The following is a 24,461-nucleotide window of genomic DNA, read 5'->3' as shown; positions in this document are numbered from 1 at the left end:
AAGCCGGTGCCAGGCACCGCGTTGCCTGCTTCGCGGGTGAACCCGCACACACATCTTACTTGGCCTTGTCTGATGCACTCCAACAGCCCTGCAGCAACCCCTCACCTTGCGCTAAGATGCCCGCTCATGCCCCTGGAAGTAGCCTGGATGAGCAAGCCCGGTCAAATGGTGCTGGTCGCGTTGCGCAAGATGATCGCCTCGGGCGAGCTGGCGGCCGGCGAGCGCCTGATGGAAGTCCCTACCGCCGAACTGTTCGGCGTCTCACGCATGCCGGTGCGCATGGCGTTTCGTACCCTTGAGCAGGAAGGCCTGCTGGTGCGCTTTGGCGGCCGGGGGTTTCAGGTGCGCTCGGTCAGCGCCGATGATATCGCTGGCGCGGTCGAGGTACGCGGCGTGCTGGAGGGGTTGGCCGCTCGCCAGGCCGCAGAGCGTGGCTTGTCAGCGCAAGCCCGCGCCGCGCTGCAACAATGCCTGGTCGATGGCGACCAGTTGTTCGACAAGGGCTTTGTGACCGAAGAAGACCTGCAGGCCTACCACGACCTGAACATGCGCTTTCACCAGGTGATCATCGAAGCCAGCCACAACCCGGCCATCGCCGATGCCCTGGCACGCAACGACCACCTGCCGTTCGCCTCGGTAACCGCACTGGCCGTGGACCGCCATGACCTGGCCCGCGAGTACCGGCGCTTCAACTTCGCCCATATGCAGCACCACGCGGTGTTCGACGCCCTGAGCAACCGCCAGGGTGCCCGCGCCGAAGCGATCATGCGCGAGCACGCCAATGCCACCCTGCGCTACGCCGAGACCTTTGGCGGGGCAACGGCAGACGCGGGCATGAAGGTTATTCTGCCCTCGTCGTAAACCGGCTCAGATATCCAGCACCAGCAACGGCGTTTTCGAGCGCGAGCAGCAGGGCGTGAACTGATCGTTCAGCGCCTGCTCCTCTTCGGTGAGGAACATGTCACGGTGATCCGGCGTGCCCTGCAGCACACGGGTCAGGCAGGTGCCGCAAATACCCTGCTCGCACGACATGGCAATCTCGATACCGTGCTGTTCCAGCACCTGCACCACGGTCTGGTCGGCTGGCACCTCGAATACTTGCCCCGTGCTGCCCACCTGCACCGAGAAACTGCCATCGTTGCTGGCATCCACTGGCGCCGCAGCAAAATACTCGCGGTGCAAGTTGGCCTCTTGCCAGCCCAGCCCCCTGGCGCTGGCCAGCACATGCTGCATGAACCCACCGGGCCCGCATACATACAGGTGCACATCCTCTTGCGGGTTGCCCAGCACCCGGGCGATATCCAGTGCGGTTTCCGGTTGCTCGTCAAAATGCACGAACAGGCGATCAGCGAACGGCGCGTTGCGAATGCGCTCGACAAAGGCCGCACGCTCGCTGGAGCGGGCACAGTAGTGCAGCTCGAAATCATGGCCGCTGTGGGACAACTGCTCGGCCATGCACAGGATCGGGGTAATGCCGATGCCACCGGCAAACAGCAGGCTGCGCTGCGCGCCCTCGGCCAGCGGGAACAAGTTGCGCGGCGCGCTTATGCGCAGCCGTGCGCCGGCCTGCACCTGCTCATGCAGGCTGCGTGAGCCGCCCCGCGAAGCCGGGTCGTTGAGCACGCCAATCAGGTAGCGGTGGCGCTCTTCGGGGTGATTGCACAGCGAATACTGGCGCACCAGCCCATCGGGCAAGTGCACGTCGATATGCGCACCAGCGCTGAACGCCGGCAGCAGGCTGCCATCCGCCGCCGCCAGCTCGAAGCTGCAAATACCTTGCGCTTCATCGTTACGGGACACCACTACGGCATCGATCATGTCGGCTGTTCCTCAGGCAGGGGTGGCGCTGGTAGCGATCAGTTGCGGTTGCGGCGCACGCTCTTTGGCGATGATCCGCTCCAGCACCTTGCGCGACTGCACGCCGCCAGCATCGATGTTCAGCTTCAGCAGGTTGCGCTCGGGGTAGGCCAGCAGGTTCTGTTGCTGGCGCTCGAGCATCTCCAGGTCTTCGCTGAAAATCTTGCCCTGGCCCTCACGAATGTTGTCGGTCAGGGTCTGGTCGTGCGCGGCGAAGTTGCGAGCCATGCCCCAGAAGTACCAGATCGAGGTGTCGGTTTCCGGGGTGATGAAATCCACCACGATGCTCGACGCCTTGTGCTGGGCCTCGGCGTGGTAGCCACCCTTGCCGGCATGGGCTACGCCCACTTCGATCAGCACATGGCTGGGCGGAGTGAAGCGGCAGATCTGCCAGCGATCCACCGGCACATCGTCGGCCAGGCCGTTGCCACGCAGGGCCATGCGCCAGAAGGGTGGGGCCATGATGTTTTCCATGTGCCGGGCGGTGACCACCTCGTCGCCGGTGACGGTGGTGACTGGCGGCGCCTCGTCGATTTCCTTCTGGCCGATGCTGGAGGCATGCACGTAGGTTTCGTGGGTAAGGTCCATCAGGTTGTCGATCATCAGGCGGTAGTCGCAACCGATATGGAACAGCCCGCCGCCGTACGCCCACTCATCATTCACCGCCCATTCAAGGTGCGGGATCAGCGCCGGGTCGGCCTGCGCCTGGTCGCCGGGCCAGACCCAGATGAAGCCATAGCGCTCGACGGCCGCAAAGGTCTTGTTGCAGGGAAAACCACGCACCCGCTGGCCCGGCATCGAGACGGTCTTGCCGTCACAACCCATGACCAGGCCGTGGTAGCCACACACCAGGTTGCCGTCCTCGACATAGCCCAACGACAACGGCGCGCCACGGTGGGGGCAGAAGTCCTCGACGGCGGCGACTTTGTTCTCTTGGGCGCGGTAGAACACGATCTTTTCGCCGCAGATCTGCCGGCCAAGCGGCTTGGTGGCTATCTCGTCGGGGGTGCAGGCGACGTACCAGGTGTTTTTGGGGTACATGGGAGGCTCTCCAGGGTTTTGTTTTTATTTAATGGATCCATTAGAGCCATGGCGAAAGCTCTCGGTCAATGCTATTTGCCTATTCCTGGCGGTTGTTGTGCGATTATCGGATTAATCTGGATCCATTAAATCGTGACTTGAGAGATAACCCCTGCGAGGGGGCGGGCGTGGATCGCTCTACACCCCTGCGGGTCGGACCTGCTATTACTAAAAAGACGCATACCATAAAGGCCCGTCGATGCTCGCCATCGAACAGCTTCACAAATCATTCCCCACCCCCCAAGGCCCGCTCCCCGTTCTGCAGGGCGTGGACCTGCGCCTGGCGCGCGGTAGCAGCCTGGCGCTGATGGGCGAGTCGGGCAGCGGCAAGAGCACGTTGCTGCACCTGATTGCCGGCCTGGACCGTGCCGACAGCGGCCGCATCCTGATCGATGACGTCCCGCTCGACGGCCGTTCGGAGGCGTCGCTGGCGCAGTGGCGACGGGAGGGGATTGGCCTGGTGTTCCAGCAATACAACCTGATCAGCAGCCTGGACGTGGCGGCGAACCTGGCCTTTCAGGCCAGGCTGGCCGGCAGGCATGACCCACAATGGGTGGCTTACCTGGCAGAGCAGTTGGGCCTGGCAGGTTTGCTGGCGCGCTACCCTGAGCAGTTGTCCGGTGGCCAGCAGCAACGGGTCGCCATCGGCCGTGCCCTGGCTGGGCGCCCGGCCTGGCTGCTGGCCGACGAACCCACCGGCAGCCTTGACGAAGCCAGCAGCGATGAGGTGCTGAGCCTGTTGCTGCAACTGGTCGCCGAGGCCGGCAGCGGTGTGTTGATGGTGACCCACAGCCCCCGGCTGGCGGCACGCTTGCAGCGGCGTTGTCAGCTGCAGGCCGGTCGCGTTCAGCCAGAGTTGGGGTGATGAGGCTTTTGTCGCTGGCCGTGTTGGCGTTGTTCAGCCATTGGCGGCGTCATCGTGTGCAGTTTTTCAGCATCTTCACCGGGCTGTGGCTGGCCACGGCGCTGTGGACGGGCGTGCAGGCGCTGAACAGCCAGGCACGCAGCGACTACGCCCGGGCCAGTGCCGTGCTGGCCGGGCCGCTGCAGGCGCAGCTAGTGCCGCGCAAGGGTGAGCGCTTCGACCAAGGGCTTTACGTGCAATTGCGCAAGCAGGGTTGGCCAGTAACGCCCGTGCTGGAAGGGCGCTTGCGTTTGCCTGGGGAGCCCGCGCGCAGTGTGCGCCTGTTGGGCATCGAACCTTTGAGCCTGCCGCCGGCCAGCAGCATTGCCGGTGTGCAGCCGCAAGCATTCGATGTGCAGGCGTTCATCGGCACGCCCGGGCAAGCGTGGGCCGGGCCAGACACCTTGCGGCAACTGGGCGCAGAGCTTGGGGCAGTGGTGCGCGACAGCGAAGGGCAATTGCTACCCCCCATGATCCTGCAGCCTGCATTGGCGCCCGGCGTGATCGTGGTCGATATCGGCCATGCCCAGCGGTTGCTGCACGCGCCTGGGCAGTTGTCGCGATTGCTGGTGGCCGGCAAGGCAGGGCCGCTGCCTGCTGATGTTGCGGTTTACCTCGAACTGCAACCGCAACAGGACGACGGCGGGTTGCAGCGGCTGACGGAAAGCTTTCACCTCAACCTGACTGCACTCGGCCTGCTGGCGTTCGTCGTAGGCCTGTTTATCGCCCATGCTGCAATCGGTCTGGCGCTAGAACAGCGGCGTGGGTTGATCCGCAATCTGCGCGCCTGTGGCGTCAGCTTGAACACCCTGCTGTGTGCCCTGATGCTGGAGCTGGGTCTGTTCGCCGTCCTGGGCGGGCTGGCCGGTGTGGCCAGCGGGTATGTGCTGGCCGCGTGGTTGTTGCCCGATGTGGCCGCCAGTTTGCGCGGCCTGTACGGCGCCCAGGTTGCCGGTACCCTGAGCCTGCCCGCGTGGTGGTGGCTGGTGGGGGTGCTTGTGAGTGTGTTGGGGGCATTGCTGGCAGGGCTGGGCAGCGTGTTACGTGCAGCCCGGTTGCCATTGCTGGCGTTGGCGCAGCCTCAGGCTTGGCGGCTGGCGCAGGGGCCATGGTTGAGGCGCCAGGCTTGCATAGCCGGCGTTCTGTTGCTGCTGTCCTTGGGCTGTGGCGTGCTGGGTAACCGCCTGGCCAGCGCGTTTGCCATGCTGGCTGGGCTGTTGCTGGCGGCGGCGCTGTTGTTGCCGGCCTTGCTCGACCGGGCTCTGGCCTTGCTGACGCAGTATTGCCGGCGACCTTTGGCGCAATGGTTTGTCGCCGACAGCCGCCAGCAACTGCCGGCCCTGAGCCTGGCGCTGATGGCATTGTTGCTGGCGCTGGCTGCCAGTGTCGGCGTGGGCAGCATGACCGAGGGCTTTCGCAAGACCTTTGTCGGCTGGCTGGACCTGCGCCTGTCTGCCGACCTGTACGTCACCCCTCGGGATACCGCCCAAGGTCTGGAGATTGCGCAGTGGCTAGGGCAGCATTCTGCAGCCAGTGTGGTGCTGCCCGGCTGGCGTGTGGAAACGCAGTTGCAGGGCTGGCCGGTGCAGCTCCAGGGCATCGTCGATCACCCGGCCTACCTCAAGCGTTGGCCGTTGCTACAGCAGCAGCCGCACGCCTGGGAAGTGCTGGCCAGCGGGCAGGGCGTGATGCTCAGTGAACAGCTGGCCAGGCGCCTGAAGCTGCAACTGGGCGACCGCGTGGCGCTGCCTTCAGAGGCGATGACAGTGGTGGGGATCTATGCCGATTACGGTAACCCCAAGGGGCACGTGCTGGTCAATGCCAGCTGGTTGCGCAAGCAATGGCCGCAGGCCACCCTGACCGGGTTGAGCGTTGATCTGCCCGCTGAGCAATTGCCCGTCATCAAGGCAACGTTGCAGCAGCACTTCGCCTTGGACGACAGCCGCGTAGTGGAGCAGGCGCGGCTGAAACGCTGGTCTACCGAGGTGTTCAACCGCACCTTTGCCGCCACTGCCGCGCTCAACAGCCTCACGCTTGGCGTGGCCGGCGTGGCGCTGTTCATCAACCTGCTGACGCTGGGCCAAACGCGGCTGAGCCAACTGGCACCCCTGTGGGCGTTGGGTGTACAGCGCAGGCAACTGGTGTGGCTGAGCTTGGGGCAGACACTGATGCTGAGCAGTTTCACGGTACTGCTGGCAATCCCGTTGGGGGTGTTGCTGGCCTGGTGCCTGGTGGCGGTGGTCAACGTGCAGGCGTTCGGCTGGCGCCTGCCGCTTTACGTATTCCCCGTGCAGCTGCTGCAACTGGGCGCCTTGAGACTGTTCACCAGTCTGTTGGCCAGCGCCTGGCCGCTGTGGCAATTGGCGCGCCGCCAGCCCCGCGAACTGTTGAGGCCGTTTGCCGATGAAGCGTAACGCCTTGCTGTTGCTATGCGGCCTGCTATGCGCTTGTGATCCGCCGGCGCCACAAAGCTATGCCGGGCTCGGGCAGCAGGCGGACGGGTTCAGCCAGGTGGCCCGTGCGCATCGCCTGGAGTTCCCGCGTGACCATGGCGCGCACGATGGCTTTCGCATCGAATGGTGGTACGTCACCGCCAACCTCAAGGACGCCCAAGGGCGTGACTGGGGCGCGCAGTGGACCCTGTTCCGCTCGGCCCTGCGCCCCGGCCCTGAAACCACCAACTGGAACAGCCCCAACCTGTGGATGGGGCACGCGGCCCTGACCGGGCCGGGTGGTCACCAGTCTGGCGAAACCCTGGCGCGCGGCGGTATTGGCCAGGCCGGTGTGCAGGCCCAGCCTTTCCGGGCGTGGATCAATGATTGGTCGTTGCAGGGCAGGGGGGGTATCGAAAGCCTGCAAATGGTCGCCGGGGGTGAAGGTTTTCGCTACGACTTGCGTTTGCGCAGTGATCGGCCCCTGGTGCTGCACGGCGATCAGGGTTACAGCGAGAAATCCGGCAAGGGGCAGGCCTCTTACTATTACAGCCAGCCGTTTTACCGTGTGCGCGGGGAAGTGGAACGTGATGGCATGTGCATCGCGGTCACCGGCCAGGCCTGGCTGGACCGGGAATGGAGCAGCCAGCCGCTGGCGGCCGGGCAAACGGGGTGGGACTGGTTTTCGCTGCACCTGGACAGTGGTGCCAAGCTGATGGTGTTCCAGGTGCGTCAGGCTGAGGGCGATGCCTACCGCGCCGGCACGTGGGTTGGCCCGCAAGGTGAAGTGGTAGCGCTGCAAGGCGCGCAGGTGCAGTTGCAGGCCCTGGCCTGGGCCGAGCAGAAGAATGGCAAGCAGGTACCGACACGCTGGCGGGTGCTGGTGCCGGCGCATGGGGTGGATGTGCAGGTTGACGCGGTGGAGCCACGGGCCTGGATGGATACGCGGTTCCCGTACTGGGAAGGGCCAGTGCGGTTGAGCGGGAGTGCGGGTGGGCGCGGGTATCTGGAGATGACTGGCTACTAGAGCCTATAGCCGTCGTCACGCGACCCCTTGTAGGAGCGGCCTTGCGTCGCGAACGGGCCGCAAAGCGGCCCCGGCGATTCTGCGGCGAGGCGCAGATCCTGGGGGCGCTTCGCACCCCTTTCGCGACGCAAGGCCGCTCCTACAAGGGACGCGCCAGACCATTCAATCTTTGATCAGCCGCCGTAACACGGCCCGTGCTTCTTCAGTGCGCAAGCACTCGATAAACAACTGGCTTTCCCGCGCCACCGTGGCCTCCAGCTCCGCTCGCTGGCTGTCCTTGATCAGCCGCTTGCTGATGCGCAGCGCCGCCTGCGGGTAAGTTTGCAGCTGCCGTGCCAGCTTGCGCGCTGCGGCCAGGCACTCTTCGCCATCTTCATGCAGCTCATTGGCCAGCCCCCAGGCCACCGCCTGTTCGCCATCCAGCAACGCGTTACCCAACAGCAGGCCGGCGGCGCGGGCCTGGCCAAGCAAGCGTGGCAGCAACAGGCTGGAGCCAAACTCCGGGCACACCCCCAACGGTGCGAAAGGCATGCGCAGTTTGGTCGAGCGGCTGACCAGCACCTGGTCGCAATGCAACAGCAAGGTGGCGCCGATGCCGATTGCTGCGCCACTGACTGCCGCGATCAGTGGCTTGTCCAGGCCCATGACCACCCGCATCAGGCGGAACACGGGGCTATCCAGGTTGGTGGGCGGGTTGTCGAGAAAGTCGCGCAGGTCATTGCCTGCGCTGAAGCAGTGGGGGCCACCGGTGATGATGATGGCATCGACACCGGGGTCTTCGCCCGCCGCCAGCAGCAAGTCGCCCAGTTGCTGGTACATGGCGGTGTTCAGGGCATTGAGCTTGTCGGGGCGGTTGAAGGCCAGGGTCAGCAGGCCTTGGTCCAGCTCGCGTGTGATCAGGTCGTTCATGGCAGCCGCTTTTGTTGTTGTGGGCAAGTGTGCCAAGGGTTTATCACGCAGTCCGGCTTGTTGTACAGTCGTTCAGTCCAGCCCCTGAACCGAGAACCCTTGATGAGCCAGGAAGCCCGCTACCACCGCATGCTGCCGGAATTGCGCAAGGCCAACCTGGTCGAAGCGACCCTGGTGTGCCTCAAACGCCACGGATTCCAAGGGGCTTCGATCCGCAAGATTTCGGCCGAGGCCGGGGTCTCGGTCGGGCTGATCAGCCACCACTACGCCGGCAAGGACGAACTGGTTGCCGAAGCCTACCTGGCCGTCACCGGACGGGTGATGGGGCTGCTGCGTGAAGCCATGGCGCAGGCGGCGCCCAATGCCCGCGAGCGGCTGTCGGCGTTTTTCCGCGCCTCGTTCTGTGCAGAGTTGCTCGACCCGCAACTGCTCGACGCCTGGCTGGCCTTCTGGGGCGCGGTCAAGACGGCCGATGCGATCAACCAGGTGCATGATCATTCTTATGGCGAGTACCGCAAGGAACTGAGCCGGTTGCTGGCCGAGTTGGCCACGCAGGAGGGCTGGCAGGGCTTCGATGCCGACCTCGCGGCCATCAGCCTCAGTGCCCTGCTCGATGGCCTGTGGCTGGAGTCGGGGCTCAACCCCGGCACGTTCACCCCCGAGCAGGGCGTGATTATCTGCGAGGCCTGGGTCGACGGCCTGCAGGCCGGTGGTCGGCGGCGCTTCAGCCTGCCCGAGGGCTGTTGATCGTCTGTTCAGTAACGAGTACGCTGCTGGCGCGAGTGTGTAGAACAACACCAATAAAAAAGAGACAACACGCAATGACGCCTCGGGTATTGATCGTCGATGACGATCCGCTTATTCGTGACTTGCTGCAGGCCTACCTGTCCCAGGAAGGCTACGACGTGCACTGTGCCGACACGGCAGAAAAGGCCGAAGCCCTGCTTGGCAGCCAGGATGTCGACCTGGTGCTGCTGGACATCCGCCTGCCTGGCAAGGACGGCCTCACCCTGACCCGCGAGCTGCGGGTGCGCTCGGAGGTGGGCATCATCCTCATTACCGGGCGCAACGACGACATCGACCGCATTGTCGGCCTGGAATGCGGCGCCGACGACTACGTGATCAAACCGCTCAACCCCCGCGAGCTGGTATCGCGCGCCAAAAACCTGATCCGCCGCGTGCGCCATGCCAGCGAAGTGCACCCGGCACCGGCCTGCGCGCAGTCGCTGAAGCAGTTTGCCGACTGGGCGCTGGACACCGACCGCCGTCGCCTGATCGACCCGCGCGGCGGGCAAACCCTGCTGACCCACGGTGAGTTCCAGTTGCTTAGCGTGTTCCTGCGCAACAGCGGCCATACCCTGAGCCGCGACCAGCTGATGGACCAGATTCGCAACCGCGAGTGGGTGCCCAATGACCGCTCCATCGACGTGCTGGTCGGTCGCCTGCGGCGCAAGCTGCACGATGACCCGGCCGAGCCGCAACTGATCATCACCATTCACGGCACCGGCTACCTGTTCACTGCCAGCGTGGCCGCATGACCCACCGCGCCCGCCGTGCCTGGGGGATGGCGCTGGCGTTGCTCAGTGTGCCGGCCGGTGCGGCACAGACGGTGCGCTATTGCGATTACCCGGTGTACCCGCCGATGTCCTGGAGCGACGGCCACCAGGTGCGTGGCCTGGCGCCAACCGTGGTGCGCGAACTGTTCGCACGCATGGGCTACGAAGTGCAGACCGTGGTGCTGGGCAACTGGAAGCGCTGCCTGATGGACGCTGCCGCCGGGCGGGTAGACGTGGTGCTCGCCTACAACAGCGACCAACGGGACCAGCGCATGCACTTTTCCACGGAGCCGGTAGTGCGCGAGGAAGTGGCTGTGTTCTACAACCGCAAACGGCCAGTGCAGTTCCAGCAGTTGGAGGACCTGGCCGGTTACCGCGGCGGCCTGTTGTACGGCGAAAGCTACGGCGCCGAATTCGACCGCTTCGTCGCCCGGCATCAGAACATCGAGCGGGTGTCTTCCAGCCAGCAGAACTTTGGCAAGCTGATCCGCGGGCGCATCGACTACGTGATCCAGGAGCGGCGCACCGGCCAACTGTTCATCGAGCACCTGCCCGGCGCGCAGGACATCCGCGTATTGCCCAGCGCACTGAGCGTGGACTACCTGCGCGTTGCCGTATCGCGGCAATCACCCCTGAGCCAGCACATGGATGAAATAGACGCGCAGCTGCGGCGCATGAACCAGGCTGGCGAGATCGCGCGCTGGCTGGAGCAGAGCGAGGTCACCTACCGCGACATGATCAACCTGCCGGCAGATGCCCGATGATTCGCCTGCACACCGATGGCCTGCTGCGCCGCCTGCTGCGGTTCATCCTGTTGTTCAGCCTGTGCTTTACCGTACTGGCCAGTAGCGTGCAGCTGTATTTCGAATACCGCCGCGAGATGCGCGACATCGAGGCGCGCATGGCGTTGATCCGCGCCGGCTACCTCGCCAGCCTGGAGCGCAGCCTGTGGGACCTGGACGAGGCGCAGTTGGACACACAACTGCGCGGCCTGGTGGACTTTTCCGACGTGGCCCGGGTGCGTTTGGTCAGCGACGATTTTCAACTGCTACGAGGGGAGGCCGAACCCAAAGGGCCGCTGCGCATCGAGCGCTTCCCCCTGGATTATCAGCCCCCCTCGGGCCCGGCCAGGCACCTGGGCGAGCTGGAAGTCAGTATCGACCTGGGTGCGGTGCACCGTCGGCTGTACGCCACCGGTCTTGCCAGCCTGCTGTGGATGGGCGTGTTCCTGTGTGGCCTGGCGGTGGCGCTGTCGGGGCTGTTCTATCGCCTGGTCACCCGCCATCTGCAGGTGATGGCCGAGTTCGCCCGGCGTATTGGCGCCGGGCAATGGCAGGAACCATTGCGCCTGGGCCGCCGCCGTTCATCGCGCCCTGACGAAATCGACACGGTGGCCAATGCCCTGGACGACATGCGCCGCGCCATTCTCAGCGACATTGAACGCCGCGAGCGCGACCGCCTGGCGTTGCAAGACAAGCGCGACGAACTGCAGGCCATGGTCGAAAGACGTACCGCCAGCCTGGCCCGGGCCAAGGATGACGCCGAGGCCGCCAACCTGGCCAAGTCGCGCTTCCTGGCGACCATGAGCCACGAGCTGCGCACCCCGCTCAACGGCATCCTGGGCATGGCCGAGCTGCTACGCGGTGGCCGGCTGGAGGCGGCTGACCGTCAGCGCCTGGAAGCCTTGTACAAGGCCGGCGAGGGGCTGTTGGCAATTCTCAACGAAGTGCTGTACTTCGCCCGGCTCGAAGAAGGGGAAAGCCGCGCCGAACTGGTGGGCTTTTCGCTGCGCCAGTTGTGCCAGGAAGTGCTGGCGCTGCTCGAACCCATGGCCGCGGACAACGGCGACACGCTGCACCTGGAGGTTGATGAGCAATTAGCCGGCTACCAGCACGGCGCCGAGCAGTACCTGCGTCAGGTGCTCAGCAACCTGCTGGCCAATGCCATCAAATTCACCGAGCACGGCCAGGTGCGGCTCAAGGTACAGGTGCTGGCCAGCGATGCGACCACACAGCGCCTGCGGCTGTCTGTCAGTGACAATGGCATCGGCATCGAACCGGCCGTCCAGGCGAAAATCTTCGACCGCTTCGTCCAGGCCAGCGAAGCCGTGGCACGCCGCTACGGCGGCACCGGTCTGGGCCTGGCGATCTGCAAGCACTTGGTGGAAAAACTGGGGGGCTGCATTGGTCTGGACAGTGTGCAAGGGCAGGGCAGCTGCTTCTGGTTCGAACTCGACATCGCCCTTGGGCAGCCGGATTCACCCCCTAAGCCAGCTCAGTCGGTCAGCGCCAGCCTGGATATCCTGGTGGTCGAGGACGTCGCGCTGAACCGTGAGGTGGCAGGCGGCCTGCTGGTGCGCGATGGCCACCGGGTGAGCTTTGCCGAGGATGCCGGGCAGGCCCTGCAGCTGTGCGCACAGCGGCGCTTCGACCTGATCCTGCTGGACGTTCACCTGCCCGGCATGAGCGGGGTGGAACTGTGCCGGCAGCTTCGTGCCAACCCCGGGCCTAACCACCACAGCCGGATAGTGGCGCTGACCGCTGGCGTGCAACCGGGGCAAGTGTCGGGTTACCTGGAAGCCGGCATGCAAGGTGTGCTGGCCAAGCCCCTGCGGCTGGCCAACCTGCGCCAGGCGCTGGCCGACGCGACGCCGACTGAACAGGCCGGTATTGACGCGAACATGGACTGGTCGCTGCTGGCCACCCACCGCTCGCTGCTGGGCGAGCAGAAGCTGCAGGGCCTGCTGAACGTGTTGCGCCAGTCACTGGAGCAGCACGCCACAGCGTTGGCCGAGGCGCTGCCGGCCCAGGACTTTACCGAAGTGCTGCACCTGGCCCATCGCCTGGCCGGCAGCTGCGATTCGCTGGGTTTTTCTGGCCTGGCTGCGCTGTTGCGACGCCTGGAAGACGCAGCCCGCCAGCATGACGGGCAGGCGCTGAACGCACTTGCCGAGCCACTGGCAAGCCAGCTCGGCCAGGCCCGTGCGACCCTGGAACAGTTGATCCAGAGCTGACGTACAAAAAACTTACGACTTTTTACATCTTCGATCCGTTCGTACAACGGCACCTTACATCCGTTTCCAATAATCCATTGCAACCGTGTTGCACGCGGTCCATGAGGCTTATTGGAGACAAGAATAATGACATGCCGTAGCGCTCAGCCCCTCCTTTGTACCGCCCCTCGCACCTGCCGCAATGGCGAGGTGCGCCATGTCTGACAACCACGAAAAAATCCAGCTCACCCGCGCCCTGAAAAGCCGGCACATCTTCATGCTGTCGCTGGGCGGGGTGATCGGCACCGGCCTGTTCATGGGTTCGGGCGTGACCATCAACCAGGGCGGGCCGGTGGGCGCGATCCTGGCGTACCTGGTGGCCGGCTTGCTGATGTACCTGGTGATGGTCTGCCTGGGTGAACTGTCGGTGCAGATGCCAGTGTCCGGCTCGTTCCAGGCCCATGCCACGAAGTTCATCGGCCCGGCCACCGGCTTCATGATCGGCTGGGTGTACTGGATGAGCTGGGCCACTACCGTGGGCCTGGAGTTCACCGCTGCCGGCATGCTGATGACCCGCTGGTTCCCCGAGGTGCCGATCTGGTACTGGTCGGCACTGTTCGTGGTCGTGCTGTTCGGCCTCAACGCCCTGGCCACTCGCGCTTTTGGCGAGGCCGAGTACTGGTTCTCGGGCATCAAGGTGGCAACCATCCTTGGTTTTATCATCATTGGCCTGCTGGTAATTTTCGGCGCCATCCCGCTGAGCAGCGGGGCGCCGGCGCCAATGCTGGACAACCTGGTGGGCGAGTCGCTGTTCCCCCACGGCCTGTCGGCGGTGTTCGCGGTAATGATGACCGTGGTCTATGCGTTCCAGGGCTGTGAAATCATGGGCGTGGCCGCCGGCGAGACCGAGCACCCGGAAAAAAGCATCCCGCGGGCGGTGCGCAACGTGGTGTTCCGCGTGCTGATTTTCTATGTGCTGGCGATCGCCGTGCTGTCGGCCATCGTGCCGTTCGAGCAGGCCGGCCTGATGGAAAGCCCCTTTGTTCAGGTGTTCGACATGGTCGGCATCCCGTTTGCTGCCGACGTGATGAACTTCGTCATCCTCACCGCCATCCTGTCGGTGGGCAACTCTGGGCTGTATGCGTCTACGCGCATTCTGTGGGCGATGTCCAAGAGCGGCATGGCGCCAAAAAGCCTGGCCCCGCTGAGCAAGCGCGGCGTGCCGCTGCGGGCGCTGAGCATCACCCTGTGCTTTGCCCTGGTGTCGCTGATGACCAGCTTCATTGCCGCCGACACCCTGTTCATGGTGCTGATGGCGGTGAGCGGCATGTCTGGCACCGTGACCTGGATCGTCATCGCCCTGGCGCAGTACCGCTTCCGCAAGGCCTACCTGCGTGAAGGTGGCCAACTGCAGGACCTGAAGTACAGGGCGCCGCTGTACCCACTGGTGCCGCTGCTGTGCATCACCCTGTGCAGCTCGCTGTTCGTGTTCCTGGCACTGGATGAAACCCAGCGGCCGTCGCTGTACTGGGGCTTTGGCTTTATTGCCCTGTGCTACGCGGCGTACTTCTTCGTCAACCGCCGTCGGCAGGGTGCCTTTGAACCGAGCGTGCCTGGCGTTTGATGCCGTTGGGCGTTGGTTGTAAGTGTTCGGCGAAGCATTTTTATTGTCTGTGAGATCGAGCGCCGCCCGCGCGGCGCTTCGCAGCACAAGGCTGCTCCTACATCTGTTTCGGGCCAGTCACGCCTGTGCCTGCGCACGCGATCGCCTTGTTTGCCTGACGCGATATCGCGGTGGACGCAAAGGGGCCGCGCGCCTTCGTCTCAGGAATAACTGGCCCGAAACAGATGTAGGAGCAGCCTTGTGCTGCGAAGCGCCGCGCGGGCGGCGCTCGATCTCACAGACAACGAAAATGCAATGCCAAAAGAAACCCGGGTAACAGCAAAAACCGAGTTGTGCGAAGTTGTAACAGCCCATCCCGCCTTGTTGAACACTCGTTTAGTATCTCCCTCATCAAGCCCTCCCAAAACCATCACAACAACACCGAGGCCCCCCATGACCACCCCGTCGTCGTCACTGTTGAGCAAAGTCGAAGCCGGCGTTGCCTGGATCACCCTCAACCGCCCCGAGCAACGCAACGCGCTGGACATCCCCACCCTCAAGCAACTGCACGCCTTGCTCGAAAGCCACAACAGCGACCCGGCCGTACGCGTGGTGGTGCTCACCGGCGGCGGCCGCACCTTCTGTGCCGGCGCCGACCTGGCCGAGTGGGCTGCCGCCGAAGCTGCGGGCACCCTGGAAAGCTACGGCTGGACCGAAACCGCCCACGCCCTGATGTTGCGCCTGCACAGCCTTGACAAGCCCACCATCGCCGCCATCAACGGCACCGCCGTGGGCGGTGGCATGGACCTCAGCCTGTGCTGCGACCTGCGTATCGCCGCCGCCTCTGCGCGCTTCAAGGCCGGCTACACCAGCATGGGCTATAGCCCCGATGCCGGCGCCAGCTGGCACCTGCCACGGTTGATTGGCAGCGAGCAGGCCAAGCGCTTGTTGTTCCTCGATGAACTGTGGGGCGCCGAGCGTGCCCTGGCGGCCGGGCTGGTCAGCGAAGTCTGCGCCGACGAGCAACTGCCCGCCGTGGCGGCCGAGCTGGCCGGGCGCCTGGCCAATGGCCCGACGTTCGCCTATGCGCAGACCAAGCAGCTGATCCGCGACGGCGCCCGGCGCACCCTGGCCGAGCAGCTGGAGGCCGAGCGCCACGCCGGCCTGCTGTGCGGCCGCAGCCAGGATGGCGCCGAGGCGCTGCAAGCCTCGGTAGAACGCCGCGCCCCCCGTTTCATCGGCCAGTAACCCGATACCGACCCTGACCAGGACCTTCGCAGATGAATTTCCAACTGACCCAAGAACAAGAAATGTTGGTGGAAGCGGTACGCAGCTTTGTTGCCAAAGAGTTGCTGCCCCATGAGGAAGCGGTGGACCGCGCCGATGCCGTGTCGCCAGAGCTGGCCGCGCATATCCGTGGCAAGGCCATCGCCGCCGGGTTCTATGCCTTCAACATGCCCGAGGAAGTTGGCGGCGGTGGCCTGGACTACCTGTCCCAGGCGCTGATCGAACGTGAGCTGTCCAAGGTGTCCTGGGCGCTGCATGTGTTTGTCGCACGCCCGTCGAAAATACTCATGGCCTGCAAGGACGAGCAGATCAACGACTACCTGCTGCCTTGCGTGCAGGGCGAGAAAACCGACTGCTTCGCCCTCACCGAACCGGGTGCCGGTTCCGATGCCAACGCCATCAAGACCCGCGCCGTGCGCCAGGGCGATGACTTTGTCATCAACGGCAGCAAGCACTTCATCAGCCACGCCGGCCACGCCGATTTCGCCATTGTCTTCGCGGTCACCGACACCTACGAGCACAACGGGCGCAAGCGCAACGCGGTCACTGCGCTGCTGGTCGACCGCGGCACACCGGGCATGACCATCCGCCGCGGCCCCAAGTGCGTGAGCAACCGTGGCTACCACACCTACGAGCTGTTCTTCGACGACTGCCGGGTGCCGGCCAGCAAGGTACTGGGCGAAGTCGGCAAGGGCTGGGAAGTGGCCAACGCCTGGCTGACCGCCGGCCGGGTGATGGTTGCGGCCAACTGCGTGGGCCAGGCCCAGCGCGCCCTCGACCTGTCGCTGCAGTGGGCCGCCGACCGCAAGCAGTTCGGCCAGGCCATCGGCAGCTACCAGGGCGTGTCGTTCAAGCTGGCCGACATGGCCACGCAGATCCGCGCCGCCGAAATGCTCACCCTGCACACTGCCTGGAAGATGGATCAGGGCAGCATGACCGACGGTGAAGCCGGCATGGCCAAGCTGTTTGCCAGCGAAGTGCTGGGCAAGGTGGCCGACGAAGCCGTACAGATCTTCGGTGGCATGGGCCTGATGGACGAAGGGCCGGTCGAGCGTATCTGGCGCAACGCGCGTATCGAACGGATCTGGGAGGGCACCTCGGAAATCCAGCGGCACATCATCGCCCGCGAACTGCTGCGCCCGCTGCTGCGCTGAGCGCCAGGAGAACACCCATGTCGCAATCGATTCGTGACAACCTCAAGCGCCTGCTGGCGCCCCGGCACCTGGCCTTCGTTGGCGGGCGCAGCATGGCACGGGCGCTCAAGCGCTGCGCCGAAGGTGGCTTTGGTGGCGAGCTGTGGCTGGTCAACCCGCAGCATGAAAGCCTGGAGGGCATCCCCTGTGTGGCGTGCGTGGCCGACTTGCCGTATGCCCCGGACGCGGTGTTCATTGCCACCAACCGTGAGCTGACGTTGCAGTGCGTTACCGAGCTGGCCGCGCGTGGCGCCGGGGGTGCCATCTGCTATGCCTCCGGCTTTGCCGAAAGCGGCGAAGAGGGCCGCCAGTTGCAGCAGCGCCTGCTGGCTGCGGCCGGCAACATGGCCCTGCTCGGCCCCAACTGCTATGGCCTGCTTGACTACCTGCACGGTGCCGCCCTGTGGCCGGTGGCCCATGGCGGCCAGCAGGTGGAGAAGGGCGTGGCGATCCTCACCCAGAGCGGCAACTTTGCCTACAACCTGTCCATGAGCGACCGCTCGCTGCCGGTGGCCTACATGGCCTCGGTCGGCAACCAGGCGCAATTGGGCGTGGCCGAGCTGATGGACGTGCTGCTCGACGACCCACGGGTAACGGCCATCGGGCTGCACCTGGAAGGCTTGAAGAACGTGCCGGGTTTTGCACGCGCCGCCCACAAGGCATTGCAGCAGGGCACGCCAATCATTGCCCTGAAGACTGGCGTGTCGCAGATCGGCGCTGAACTGGCGCTGAGCCACACCAGCTCGTTGTCCGGCTCCGATGCCCTGTACGACAGCCTGTTCCAGCGCCTGGGCGTGATCCGCGTCAGCGGCCCGGTGAGCTTTGTTGAAACCCTCAAGGCCGCCGCTTGCGGGCGCTTGCCGGCAGATGGCGAACTGATCGCGCTGGCCTGCTCAGGCGGCGATGCTGGCCTGATCGCCGATTATGCCGAACGCAACCAGTTGAGTCTGCCGCAACTGGGACAAGGGCAGGTGGCGCAGTTGGCCGAAGTGCTGCCGGCCTATGCCAACCTGGTCAACCCACTGGATTTCACCACTGCCATCTGGGGCGATGAAGCGGCCCTGCAACGCATGCTCGACAGCACCCTGAGCGGGGCAGCTGATGCCGCCATGCTGGTGCTGGATTACCCGGCGGCATTCACTGGCGAGCGCAAGGAGTGCGACCTGCTGCTGGCGCTGTACTGCGACGCACTGGAGCGTCACGGCAAGATCGGTTTTGTCACCTCCGCCTTCCCGGAGCTGCTGCTCGCCAGTGCGCGTGAGCGCCTGCATGCCCGGGGCATCGCTGCGCTGCAGGGCGTGGAAGACGGCCTGGCGGCCTGGGGCCGTATTGTCGCCTACCAGCGCAACCGCCGGCGGTTGCTGGAGCAAGGCGAGGCCGCACGGGTACCGCTGTGCCCGCAAGCCCTCACGGGCGAAAGCCGGTTGCTGGACGAATGGCAAGCCAAGCACGCCCTGCGCGCCTTCGGTTTGCCGGTGCCAGCGGGCGTGCTGAGTACGCCCGAGCGCGCTGTGGCAGACGCCGCCTGCGTGGGTTACCCGCTGGTACTGAAGGCGGTCAGCACACAGCTGCCGCACAAGACCGAAGCCGGTGCGGTGGCGCTGAACCTGCGTGATGCCGCCGCCCTGGAAGCCGCACTGGTGCAGATGCGCCAGCGCATCGCTGCCTACGCCCCGCACGTCGCGTTCGACCAGATACTGCTCGAACCCATGGCCGAGCCGCCGCTGGCCGAGCTGATAGTGGGCATCAAACGTGAACACGACTTTGCCCTGGCCTTGGTGATCGGCGCCGGTGGCGTGCTGGTCGAACTGCTCAAGGACAGTGTCAGCCTGTTGTTGCCCACCACCGACAGCGCCATTCGTGCCGCATTGCTGAGCCTGCGCAGTGCCAGCCTGCTGCAAGGCTTCCGTGGCCGCCCGGCCGCCGACCTGGACGCCTTGGTCGCAGCCATCCGCGCGGTGGCCGACTACGCCTGCGAAAACGCCGGGCAACTGCTGGAGCTGGATGTGAACCCATTGATGGTCGGTGCCCACGGCACCACCGCGGTCGACGCGCTGATCCGCCTCGGCCAGGCGCAAGGAGAACGACATGAATGACCTTATCCTGACTGCCGGCCAGGCGCTGGTGCGCCTGTTGGCCAACTACGGTGTGCAGACCGTGTTCGGCATCCCCGGGGTGCACACCCTGGAGCTGTACCGCGGCCTGCCGGGGAGTGGTATCCGCCATGTGCTGACCCGCCACGAGCAGGGCGCAGGCTTCATGGCTGACGGCTATGCGCGGGTGAGCGGCAAGCCGGGGGTGTGCTTTGTCATCACCGGCCCGGGGGTGACCAACGCTGCCACCGCCATCGGCCAGGCCTATGCCGATTCCATCCCGATGCTGGTGATTTCCAGCGTCAACCATACCGCCAGCCTGGGCAAAGGCTGGGGTTGCCTGCACGAAACCCAGGACCAGCGCGCCATGACTGCGCCGATCACCGCCTTCTCGGCCGTGGCGTTGCGCGGCGATGACCTGCCCGAGCTGATCGCCCGCGCCTGGGCTGTGTTCGACAGCGAACGGCCGCGCCCGGTGCACATTTCGGTGCCGCTGGACGTGCTGGCTGCGCCTGTCAGCCGTGACTGGAGCGATGAGGTGGCACGCCGCCCCGAGCGTGGCCAGCCGTGCCGCGAAACCCTCGACCATGCTGCCCTGAAGCTGGCAGCGGCCAAGCGGCCGATGATCATCGCCGGTGGTGGTGCGCTGCACGCGGCCGAGCAACTGGCGCAGTTGAGCACCCGGCTGGCGGCACCAGTGTTCACCAGCGTGGCAGGCAAGGGCCTGCTGGCGCCGCAAGCGCCATTGAATGCGGGTTCCAGCCTGTGCGTCGAGCCTGGCTGGCAGTTGATCAGCCAGGCCGATGTGGTGCTGGCCGTGGGCACCGAAATGGCCGACACCGACTTCTGGCGCGAGCGCCTGCCGATCACTGGCGAGCTGCTGCGCGTGGACATCGACCCGCGCAAGTTCAACGACTTCTACCCCTGTGCCATCGCCTTGCAGGGTGATGCCCGGCAAACCCTGGCCGGCTTGCTCGAGCACCTGCCAGCACTCGACCGAGACCCGGCGCAGGCCAGCGAAGCCGTGAGCAACCTGCGCCAGGCCATTCGTAATGGGCATGCACCGTTGCAGGCCACCCATCAGGCGATTCTTGACCGCATTGCCGCCGTGCTGCCCGACGATGCGTTCATCAGCAGCGACATGACCCAACTGGCCTACACCGGCAACTACGCCTTCGCCAGCCGGGCGCCGCGCAGCTGGCTGCATCCTACCGGCTACGGCACACTCGGCTACGGCCTGCCGGCCGGTATCGGCGGCATGCTTGCCACCGACCATCGCCCAGGCCTGGTGCTGGTAGGCGACGGCGGTTTTCTTTATACCGCCCAGGAGCTGGCCACGGCTGTAGAGGAACTGGACCGGCCGTTGGTGGTGCTGCTGTGGAACAACGACGCCCTCGGGCAGATCCGCGATGACATGCTCGGCCTGAACATCGAGCCCGTCGGCGTGCTGCCGCGTAACCCGGACTTCATCGGCCTGGCCCGTGCCTTTGGTTGCGCGGTGCGCCAGCCGCGTGACCTGGACGCGCTGCAGGCCGACCTGGCCAGCGGTTTCGCCACACCCGGCGTGACCTTCATCGAACTCAAACACACCTGCGTCTGTTAAGGCGCGCACAACCAAAAGAACAAGAGAAACCTACATGCCATTTCGCCGTACACTTCTGGCCGCATCCCTGGCCCTGCTGATCACCGGCCAAGCCCCACTGTATGCCGCCCCCCCGCTGTCGATGGACAACGGCACCAACGCCCTGACCGTGCAAAACAGCAACGCCTGGGTCGAAGTCAGCGCCAGCGCCCTGCAGCACAACATCCGCACCCTGCAGGCCGAGCTGGCCGGCAAGTCCAAGCTGTGCGCCGTGCTCAAGGCCGATGCCTATGGCCACGGTATCGGCCTGGTAATGCCATCGATCATCGCCCAGGGCGTGCCCTGCGTGGCGGTGGCCAGCAACGAGGAGGCCCGCGTGGTCCGCGCCAGTGGCTTCACCGGGCAACTGGTGCGGGTACGCCTGGCCAGCCTCAGCGAGCTGGAAGATGCCTTGCAGTACGACATGGAAGAGCTGGTTGGCAGCGCAGAATTTGCCCGCCAGGCCGATGCCATCGCCGCGCGCCACGGTAAGACTTTGCGCATTCACATGGCGCTCAACTCCAGCGGCATGAGCCGCAATGGGGTGGAGATGGCCACCTGGTCCGGCCGTGGCGAAGCGCTGCTGATCACGGACCAGAAGCACCTCCAGCTGGTCGCGCTGATGACCCACTTCGCCGTGGAAGACAAGGACGATGTGCGCAAGGGCCTGGCGGCCTTCAACGAGCAGACCGACTGGTTGATCAAGCACGCGAAGCTCGACCGCAGCAAGCTCACCCTGCACGCCGCCAACTCGTTCGCTACGCTGGAGGTGCCGGAGGCGCGCCTGGACATGGTGCGCACCGGTGGCGCGCTGTTCGGTGACACCGTGCCGGCGCGCACCGAGTACCAACGCGCCATGCAGTTCAAGTCGCACGTGGCGGCGGTACACAGCTACCCGGCCGGCAACACTGTCGGCTACGACCGCACCTTTACCCTGGCCCGTGATTCGCGCCTGGCCAACATCACCGTCGGCTATTCCGATGGCTATCGCCGGGTGTTCACCAACAAGGCCCATGTGCTGATCAACGGCCACCGCGTACCGGTAGTGGGCAAGGTGTCGATGAACACGCTGATGGTCGATGTCACCGACTTCCCGGACGTGAAGGGTGGCAACGAAGTGGTGCTGTTCGGCAAACAGGCCGGGGGCGAAATCACCCAGGCCGAGATGGAAGAAATCAACGGCGCGCTGCTGGCCGACTTGTACACCGTGTGGGGCAGTTCCAACCCGAAGATCCTCGTCGACTGAAACCGCCAAAGAAGGGAGATTGCCATGCGCTACGCCAAGCTTACCCAACGCATCGCCGGCGACGGGGCCGCAGCCTGGGACATCCACTACCGCGCCCTGGCGCTGCAGGCCGAGGGCAAGGACATCCTGCTGTTGTCGGTGGGTGACCCAGACTTTGACACCCCTGCGCCGATTGTCGAAGCGGCCATCGACAGCCTACGGGCCGGCCATACCCATTACGCCGATGTACGCGGCAAGTTGGCCCTGCGCCAGGCCATCGCCAGGCACCACCAGCAGCGTAGCGGCCAGGCCGTCGACGCCGACCAGGTGACGGTGCTGGCAGGGGCCCAGTGCGCGCTGTACTGCGTGGCCCAGTGCGTACTGGACCCGGGCGACGAGGTGCTTGTCGCCGAACCGATGTATGTGACCTATGAGGCGGTGTTCGGTGCCTGTGGTGCCAAGGTGGTGCCGGTGCCGGTCAAGCCGGAAAACGGCTTTCGGGTATGCCCGCAAGACGTGGCCGAGCGCATCACCCCGCGCACCCGCGCGCTGGCCTTGAACAGCCCGCACAACCCGTCGGGGGCAAGCCTGCCCCGTGCTACCTGGGAAGCACTGGCCGAACTGTGCATCGCCCACGACCTGTGGCTGATCTCCGACGAGGTGTACAGCGAATTGCTGTACGAGGGCGAACATGTCAGCCCTGCCAGCCTGCCGGGCATGGCCGAACGCACCGCCACCCTCAACAGCCTGTCGAAGTCGCATGCCATGACGGGCTGGCGGATGGGCTGGGTGGTCGGTTCGGCCGAGCTGGCCGCCCACCTGGAAAACCTCGCCCTGTGCATGCTGTATGGCTCGCCGGACTTCATCCAGGACGCCGCCGTGGTGGCGCTGGAGCAGCAGTTGCCCGAGCTGGTCGCCATGCGCGAGGCCTACCGCCAGCGCCGTGACCTGGTGTGCGAACAGCTGGCCGGCTGCCCGGGCCTGAGGGCGCTGAAGCCCGATGGTGGCATGTTCGTGATGGTTGATATCCGTGAGACCGGCGTAAGTGCCCAGGCCTTTGCCGACCACCTGCTGGACCGCCAGGGCGTGTCGGTGCTCGCCGGCGAAGCGTTCGGCCCCAGCGCAGCCGGGCATATCCGCCTGGGCCTGGTGCTGGGCAATGCGGCGCTGGTCGATGCCTGCCAGCGCATCGCCCGCTGCGCCGACGAACTGAAACGGGAGTACGGCCATGCGTGAGTATGCGCGGCTGTACATCGATGGCGCCTGGCAGGTGCCGAGCGGGCAGGGCATGGCTGAGGTGATCGACCCGGCCACCGAGCAGGCCATTGGCCGGGTACCACTGGGTGCCGAGGCCGATGTCGAGCGGGCGGTGATGGCGGCGCGGCGGGCCTTTGATGGCTGGTCGCGCACGCCGTCCAGCGTGCGTGCAAGGTACATTCGGGCTTTGGTCGCACAGCTGCAAAGCCGCGGGGCGGAAATGGCGTCGGCCATTACCGATGAGCTGGGCATGCCGGTGCAGTGGTGCCAGGCGGTGCAGGTCGAAGGCCCGATTGCCGGGCTGGAACAGTATGCCGAACTGGCCGGGCTGATGGATGAGGTGCGCGAAGTCGGCAACTCGCTGGTGTACCGCGAGGCCGTTGGCGTGTGCGCATTCATCAACCCGTGGAACTACCCGCTGCACCAGATGATTGGCAAGCTGGCGCCGGCCCTGGCTGCCGGGTGCACGGTGGTGGTCAAACCCAGCCAGGAAACGCCGCTGCACGCATTTTTGCTGGCCGAAATGCTCGACGCCATCGGCCTGCCGGCAGGGGTGTTCAACCTGGTCAGCGGCCCAGGTGCCAAGGTCGGTGAAGCCCTGGCCCGGCACCCGCAGGTGGACATGGTGTCGTTCACCGGCTCCACCGGTGCCGGGGTGCGGGTGGCACAAGCGGCCGCGCCGACGGTGAAGCGGGTGTGCCTGGAGCTGGGTGGCAAATCGCCGTTGCTGATTACCGCCGACGCCGACCTGCACACTGCGGTGCGCCACGGCGTGCAGGACGTGATGATCAACTCGGGGCAGACCTGTACGGCACTCACCCGCATGCTGCTGCCGGCCAGCCGTTACGCCGAGGCGCTGGAAATTGCCGAGGCCGAAACCCGTGCACTGGTCATGGGCGACCCGCGTGACCCTGCCAGCTTCCTCGGGCCGATGTGTTCGGCAGGCCAGCGGCGCACGGTGCTCGACTACATTCGCCTGGGGCAGGAGGAGGGCGCGCGCTTGTTGTCCGGTGGTGATCACGGCGGCTTCGAGCGCGGGTTCTACGTGGCGCCAACGTTGTTCGCCGATGTCGATAACCGCATGCGCATTGCCCAGGAAGAAATCTTCGGCCCGGTGCTGTGCCTCATTCCATACGCCGACGAGGCCCAGGCGCTGGCGTTGGCCAATGACTCGCCGTTCGGCCTGTCCAGCGCAGTGTGGGCGGGCAGCCGCGAGCATGGCCTGGCGCTGGCGCGGCAGATACGGGCCGGGCAGTGCTTCATCAACGGGGGCGGGTTCAACTACCAGGCGCCGTTCGGTGGCTACAAGCAGTCGGGCAACGGCCGCGAGTGGGGCGAAGAGGGCCTGGCGGAGTTCGTCGAGGTGAAAGCCGTACAGTGCTGAGCCACCGCTGCAAGACAACCTGTTTTGTGTAAGGAGAATGT

General features: G+C 65.4%; 19 protein-coding genes. 16 read left to right on the top strand and 3 right to left on the bottom strand.

Annotated elements, in window-relative coordinates; all coding sequences use genetic code 11:
- Nucleotides 1-147 precede the first annotated feature (147 nt).
- Entirely contained in the window at nucleotides 148-861 is a 714-nt protein-coding gene (locus tag ABI582_RS27980) for a GntR family transcriptional regulator (protein ID WP_086975144.1), read from the top strand.
- A gap of 6 nt (nucleotides 862-867) precedes the next feature.
- Here ABI582_RS27980 and ABI582_RS27975 read toward each other — a convergent pair whose 3' ends face one another.
- Together ABI582_RS27975 and ABI582_RS27970 are read right to left on the bottom strand one after the other, a co-directional pair.
- On the bottom strand, nucleotides 868-1,818 hold the full coding sequence (locus ABI582_RS27975) for a PDR/VanB family oxidoreductase (RefSeq protein WP_442120904.1): 951 nt from the start codon (nucleotides 1,816-1,818) through the stop codon (nucleotides 868-870).
- Between the two features lie 12 nt (nucleotides 1,819-1,830).
- Nucleotides 1,831-2,898 (bottom strand): aromatic ring-hydroxylating dioxygenase subunit alpha, encoded by a 1,068-nt coding sequence (locus tag ABI582_RS27970; protein ID WP_442120903.1) that lies wholly within the window; start codon nucleotides 2,896-2,898, stop codon nucleotides 1,831-1,833.
- 238 nt (nucleotides 2,899-3,136) lie between these two features.
- On the opposite strand from ABI582_RS27970, the gene ABI582_RS27965 reads away from it, so the two are divergent.
- From ABI582_RS27965 to ABI582_RS27955, 3 genes are read left to right on the top strand one after another with little or no spacing between them, the layout of a single operon-like run.
- Nucleotides 3,137-3,802: an ABC transporter ATP-binding protein gene (locus ABI582_RS27965; RefSeq protein WP_258652495.1), complete on the top strand. Its 666-nt coding sequence runs from the start codon at nucleotides 3,137-3,139 to the stop codon at nucleotides 3,800-3,802.
- Complete coding sequence (locus tag ABI582_RS27960) at nucleotides 3,802-6,255, top strand: FtsX-like permease family protein (protein WP_442120902.1); 2,454 nt, start codon at nucleotides 3,802-3,804, stop codon at nucleotides 6,253-6,255. The genes ABI582_RS27965 and ABI582_RS27960 overlap by 1 nt, the downstream gene beginning before the upstream one ends.
- Entirely contained in the window at nucleotides 6,245-7,300 is a 1,056-nt protein-coding gene (locus tag ABI582_RS27955; RefSeq protein WP_442120901.1) for a lipocalin-like domain-containing protein, read from the top strand. The genes ABI582_RS27960 and ABI582_RS27955 overlap by 11 nt, the downstream gene beginning before the upstream one ends.
- Before the next feature lie 162 nt (nucleotides 7,301-7,462).
- Here ABI582_RS27955 and ABI582_RS27950 read toward each other — a convergent pair whose 3' ends face one another.
- Nucleotides 7,463-8,209, bottom strand: coding sequence for an enoyl-CoA hydratase-related protein (locus tag ABI582_RS27950; RefSeq protein ID WP_442120900.1), 747 nt, complete (start codon nucleotides 8,207-8,209; stop codon nucleotides 7,463-7,465).
- 102 nt (nucleotides 8,210-8,311) lie between these two features.
- On the opposite strand from ABI582_RS27950, the gene ABI582_RS27945 reads away from it, so the two are divergent.
- From ABI582_RS27945 to ABI582_RS27890, 12 genes are all read left to right on the top strand, one after another.
- A complete protein-coding gene (locus ABI582_RS27945) occupies nucleotides 8,312-8,956 on the top strand; it encodes a TetR family transcriptional regulator C-terminal domain-containing protein (protein WP_016499178.1) in 645 nt (214 codons plus the stop codon).
- Between the two features lie 74 nt (nucleotides 8,957-9,030).
- Entirely contained in the window at nucleotides 9,031-9,747 is a 717-nt protein-coding gene (locus ABI582_RS27940; RefSeq protein WP_442120899.1) for a response regulator, read from the top strand.
- Nucleotides 9,744-10,529 (top strand): substrate-binding periplasmic protein, encoded by a 786-nt coding sequence (locus ABI582_RS27935; RefSeq protein ID WP_442120898.1) that lies wholly within the window; start codon nucleotides 9,744-9,746, stop codon nucleotides 10,527-10,529. The genes ABI582_RS27940 and ABI582_RS27935 overlap by 4 nt, the downstream gene beginning before the upstream one ends.
- Nucleotides 10,526-12,778 (top strand): ATP-binding protein, encoded by a 2,253-nt coding sequence (locus ABI582_RS27930; protein WP_442120897.1) that lies wholly within the window; start codon nucleotides 10,526-10,528, stop codon nucleotides 12,776-12,778. The genes ABI582_RS27935 and ABI582_RS27930 overlap by 4 nt, the downstream gene beginning before the upstream one ends.
- 196 nt (nucleotides 12,779-12,974) lie before the next feature.
- Nucleotides 12,975-14,381 (top strand): amino acid permease, encoded by a 1,407-nt coding sequence (locus tag ABI582_RS27925; RefSeq protein ID WP_442120896.1) that lies wholly within the window; start codon nucleotides 12,975-12,977, stop codon nucleotides 14,379-14,381.
- Nucleotides 14,382-14,813: 432 nt separating this feature from the next.
- Nucleotides 14,814-15,608 (top strand): enoyl-CoA hydratase/isomerase family protein, encoded by a 795-nt coding sequence (locus tag ABI582_RS27920; RefSeq protein WP_442120895.1) that lies wholly within the window; start codon nucleotides 14,814-14,816, stop codon nucleotides 15,606-15,608.
- Between the two features lie 32 nt (nucleotides 15,609-15,640).
- A complete protein-coding gene (locus ABI582_RS27915) occupies nucleotides 15,641-16,801 on the top strand; it encodes an acyl-CoA dehydrogenase family protein (RefSeq protein WP_028613171.1) in 1,161 nt (386 codons plus the stop codon).
- 17 nt (nucleotides 16,802-16,818) lie between these two features.
- Complete coding sequence (locus ABI582_RS27910; protein WP_442120894.1) at nucleotides 16,819-18,936, top strand: acetate--CoA ligase family protein; 2,118 nt, start codon at nucleotides 16,819-16,821, stop codon at nucleotides 18,934-18,936.
- Nucleotides 18,929-20,536 carry a 5-guanidino-2-oxopentanoate decarboxylase gene (locus tag ABI582_RS27905; protein WP_442120893.1) on the top strand — a complete coding sequence of 536 codons (1,608 nt, stop codon included), beginning with the start codon at nucleotides 18,929-18,931 and terminating at the stop codon, nucleotides 20,534-20,536. The genes ABI582_RS27910 and ABI582_RS27905 overlap by 8 nt, the downstream gene beginning before the upstream one ends.
- A gap of 34 nt (nucleotides 20,537-20,570) precedes the next feature.
- A complete protein-coding gene (gene alr, locus ABI582_RS27900) occupies nucleotides 20,571-21,800 on the top strand; it encodes an alanine racemase (RefSeq protein ID WP_442120892.1) in 1,230 nt (409 codons plus the stop codon).
- A 24-nt stretch (nucleotides 21,801-21,824) separates the two neighbouring features.
- Nucleotides 21,825-23,015 (top strand): pyridoxal phosphate-dependent aminotransferase, encoded by a 1,191-nt coding sequence (locus ABI582_RS27895; RefSeq protein WP_442120891.1) that lies wholly within the window; start codon nucleotides 21,825-21,827, stop codon nucleotides 23,013-23,015.
- Complete coding sequence (locus tag ABI582_RS27890) at nucleotides 23,008-24,420, top strand: aldehyde dehydrogenase family protein (RefSeq protein ID WP_442120890.1); 1,413 nt, start codon at nucleotides 23,008-23,010, stop codon at nucleotides 24,418-24,420. The genes ABI582_RS27895 and ABI582_RS27890 overlap by 8 nt, the downstream gene beginning before the upstream one ends.
- Nucleotides 24,421-24,461: the final 41 nt, after the last annotated feature.

It is taken from the genome of Pseudomonas sp. SAS7 (genome assembly GCF_052112345.1).
In the GTDB taxonomy this organism is placed as follows: domain Bacteria; phylum Pseudomonadota; class Gammaproteobacteria; order Pseudomonadales; family Pseudomonadaceae; genus Aquipseudomonas; species Aquipseudomonas putida_Q.
Note: the sequence above shows the minus strand (reverse complement) of the source record. Positions and strands in the feature narration are given on the sequence as shown.

Bases quoted from the DNA above. Each gene is read 5' to 3' on its own strand.
- ABI582_RS27980 (WP_086975144.1), top strand. From the start codon at position 148: ATGAGCAAGCCCGGTCAAATGGTGCTGGTCGCGTTGCGCAAGATGATC.
- ABI582_RS27975 (WP_442120904.1), bottom strand. From the start codon at position 1,818: ATGATCGATGCCGTAGTGGTGTCCCGTAACGATGAAGCGCAAGGTATT.
- ABI582_RS27970 (WP_442120903.1), bottom strand. From the start codon at position 2,898: ATGTACCCCAAAAACACCTGGTACGTCGCCTGCACCCCCGACGAGATA.
- ABI582_RS27965 (WP_258652495.1), top strand. From the start codon at position 3,137: ATGCTCGCCATCGAACAGCTTCACAAATCATTCCCCACCCCCCAAGGC.
- ABI582_RS27960 (WP_442120902.1), top strand. From the start codon at position 3,802: ATGAGGCTTTTGTCGCTGGCCGTGTTGGCGTTGTTCAGCCATTGGCGG.
- ABI582_RS27955 (WP_442120901.1), top strand. From the start codon at position 6,245: ATGAAGCGTAACGCCTTGCTGTTGCTATGCGGCCTGCTATGCGCTTGT.
- ABI582_RS27950 (WP_442120900.1), bottom strand. From the start codon at position 8,209: ATGAACGACCTGATCACACGCGAGCTGGACCAAGGCCTGCTGACCCTG.
- ABI582_RS27945 (WP_016499178.1), top strand. From the start codon at position 8,312: ATGAGCCAGGAAGCCCGCTACCACCGCATGCTGCCGGAATTGCGCAAG.
- ABI582_RS27940 (WP_442120899.1), top strand. From the start codon at position 9,031: ATGACGCCTCGGGTATTGATCGTCGATGACGATCCGCTTATTCGTGAC.
- ABI582_RS27935 (WP_442120898.1), top strand. From the start codon at position 9,744: ATGACCCACCGCGCCCGCCGTGCCTGGGGGATGGCGCTGGCGTTGCTC.
- ABI582_RS27930 (WP_442120897.1), top strand. From the start codon at position 10,526: ATGATTCGCCTGCACACCGATGGCCTGCTGCGCCGCCTGCTGCGGTTC.
- ABI582_RS27925 (WP_442120896.1), top strand. From the start codon at position 12,975: ATGTCTGACAACCACGAAAAAATCCAGCTCACCCGCGCCCTGAAAAGC.
- ABI582_RS27920 (WP_442120895.1), top strand. From the start codon at position 14,814: ATGACCACCCCGTCGTCGTCACTGTTGAGCAAAGTCGAAGCCGGCGTT.
- ABI582_RS27915 (WP_028613171.1), top strand. From the start codon at position 15,641: ATGAATTTCCAACTGACCCAAGAACAAGAAATGTTGGTGGAAGCGGTA.
- ABI582_RS27910 (WP_442120894.1), top strand. From the start codon at position 16,819: ATGTCGCAATCGATTCGTGACAACCTCAAGCGCCTGCTGGCGCCCCGG.
- ABI582_RS27905 (WP_442120893.1), top strand. From the start codon at position 18,929: ATGAATGACCTTATCCTGACTGCCGGCCAGGCGCTGGTGCGCCTGTTG.
- alr (WP_442120892.1), top strand. From the start codon at position 20,571: ATGCCATTTCGCCGTACACTTCTGGCCGCATCCCTGGCCCTGCTGATC.
- ABI582_RS27895 (WP_442120891.1), top strand. From the start codon at position 21,825: ATGCGCTACGCCAAGCTTACCCAACGCATCGCCGGCGACGGGGCCGCA.
- ABI582_RS27890 (WP_442120890.1), top strand. From the start codon at position 23,008: ATGCGTGAGTATGCGCGGCTGTACATCGATGGCGCCTGGCAGGTGCCG.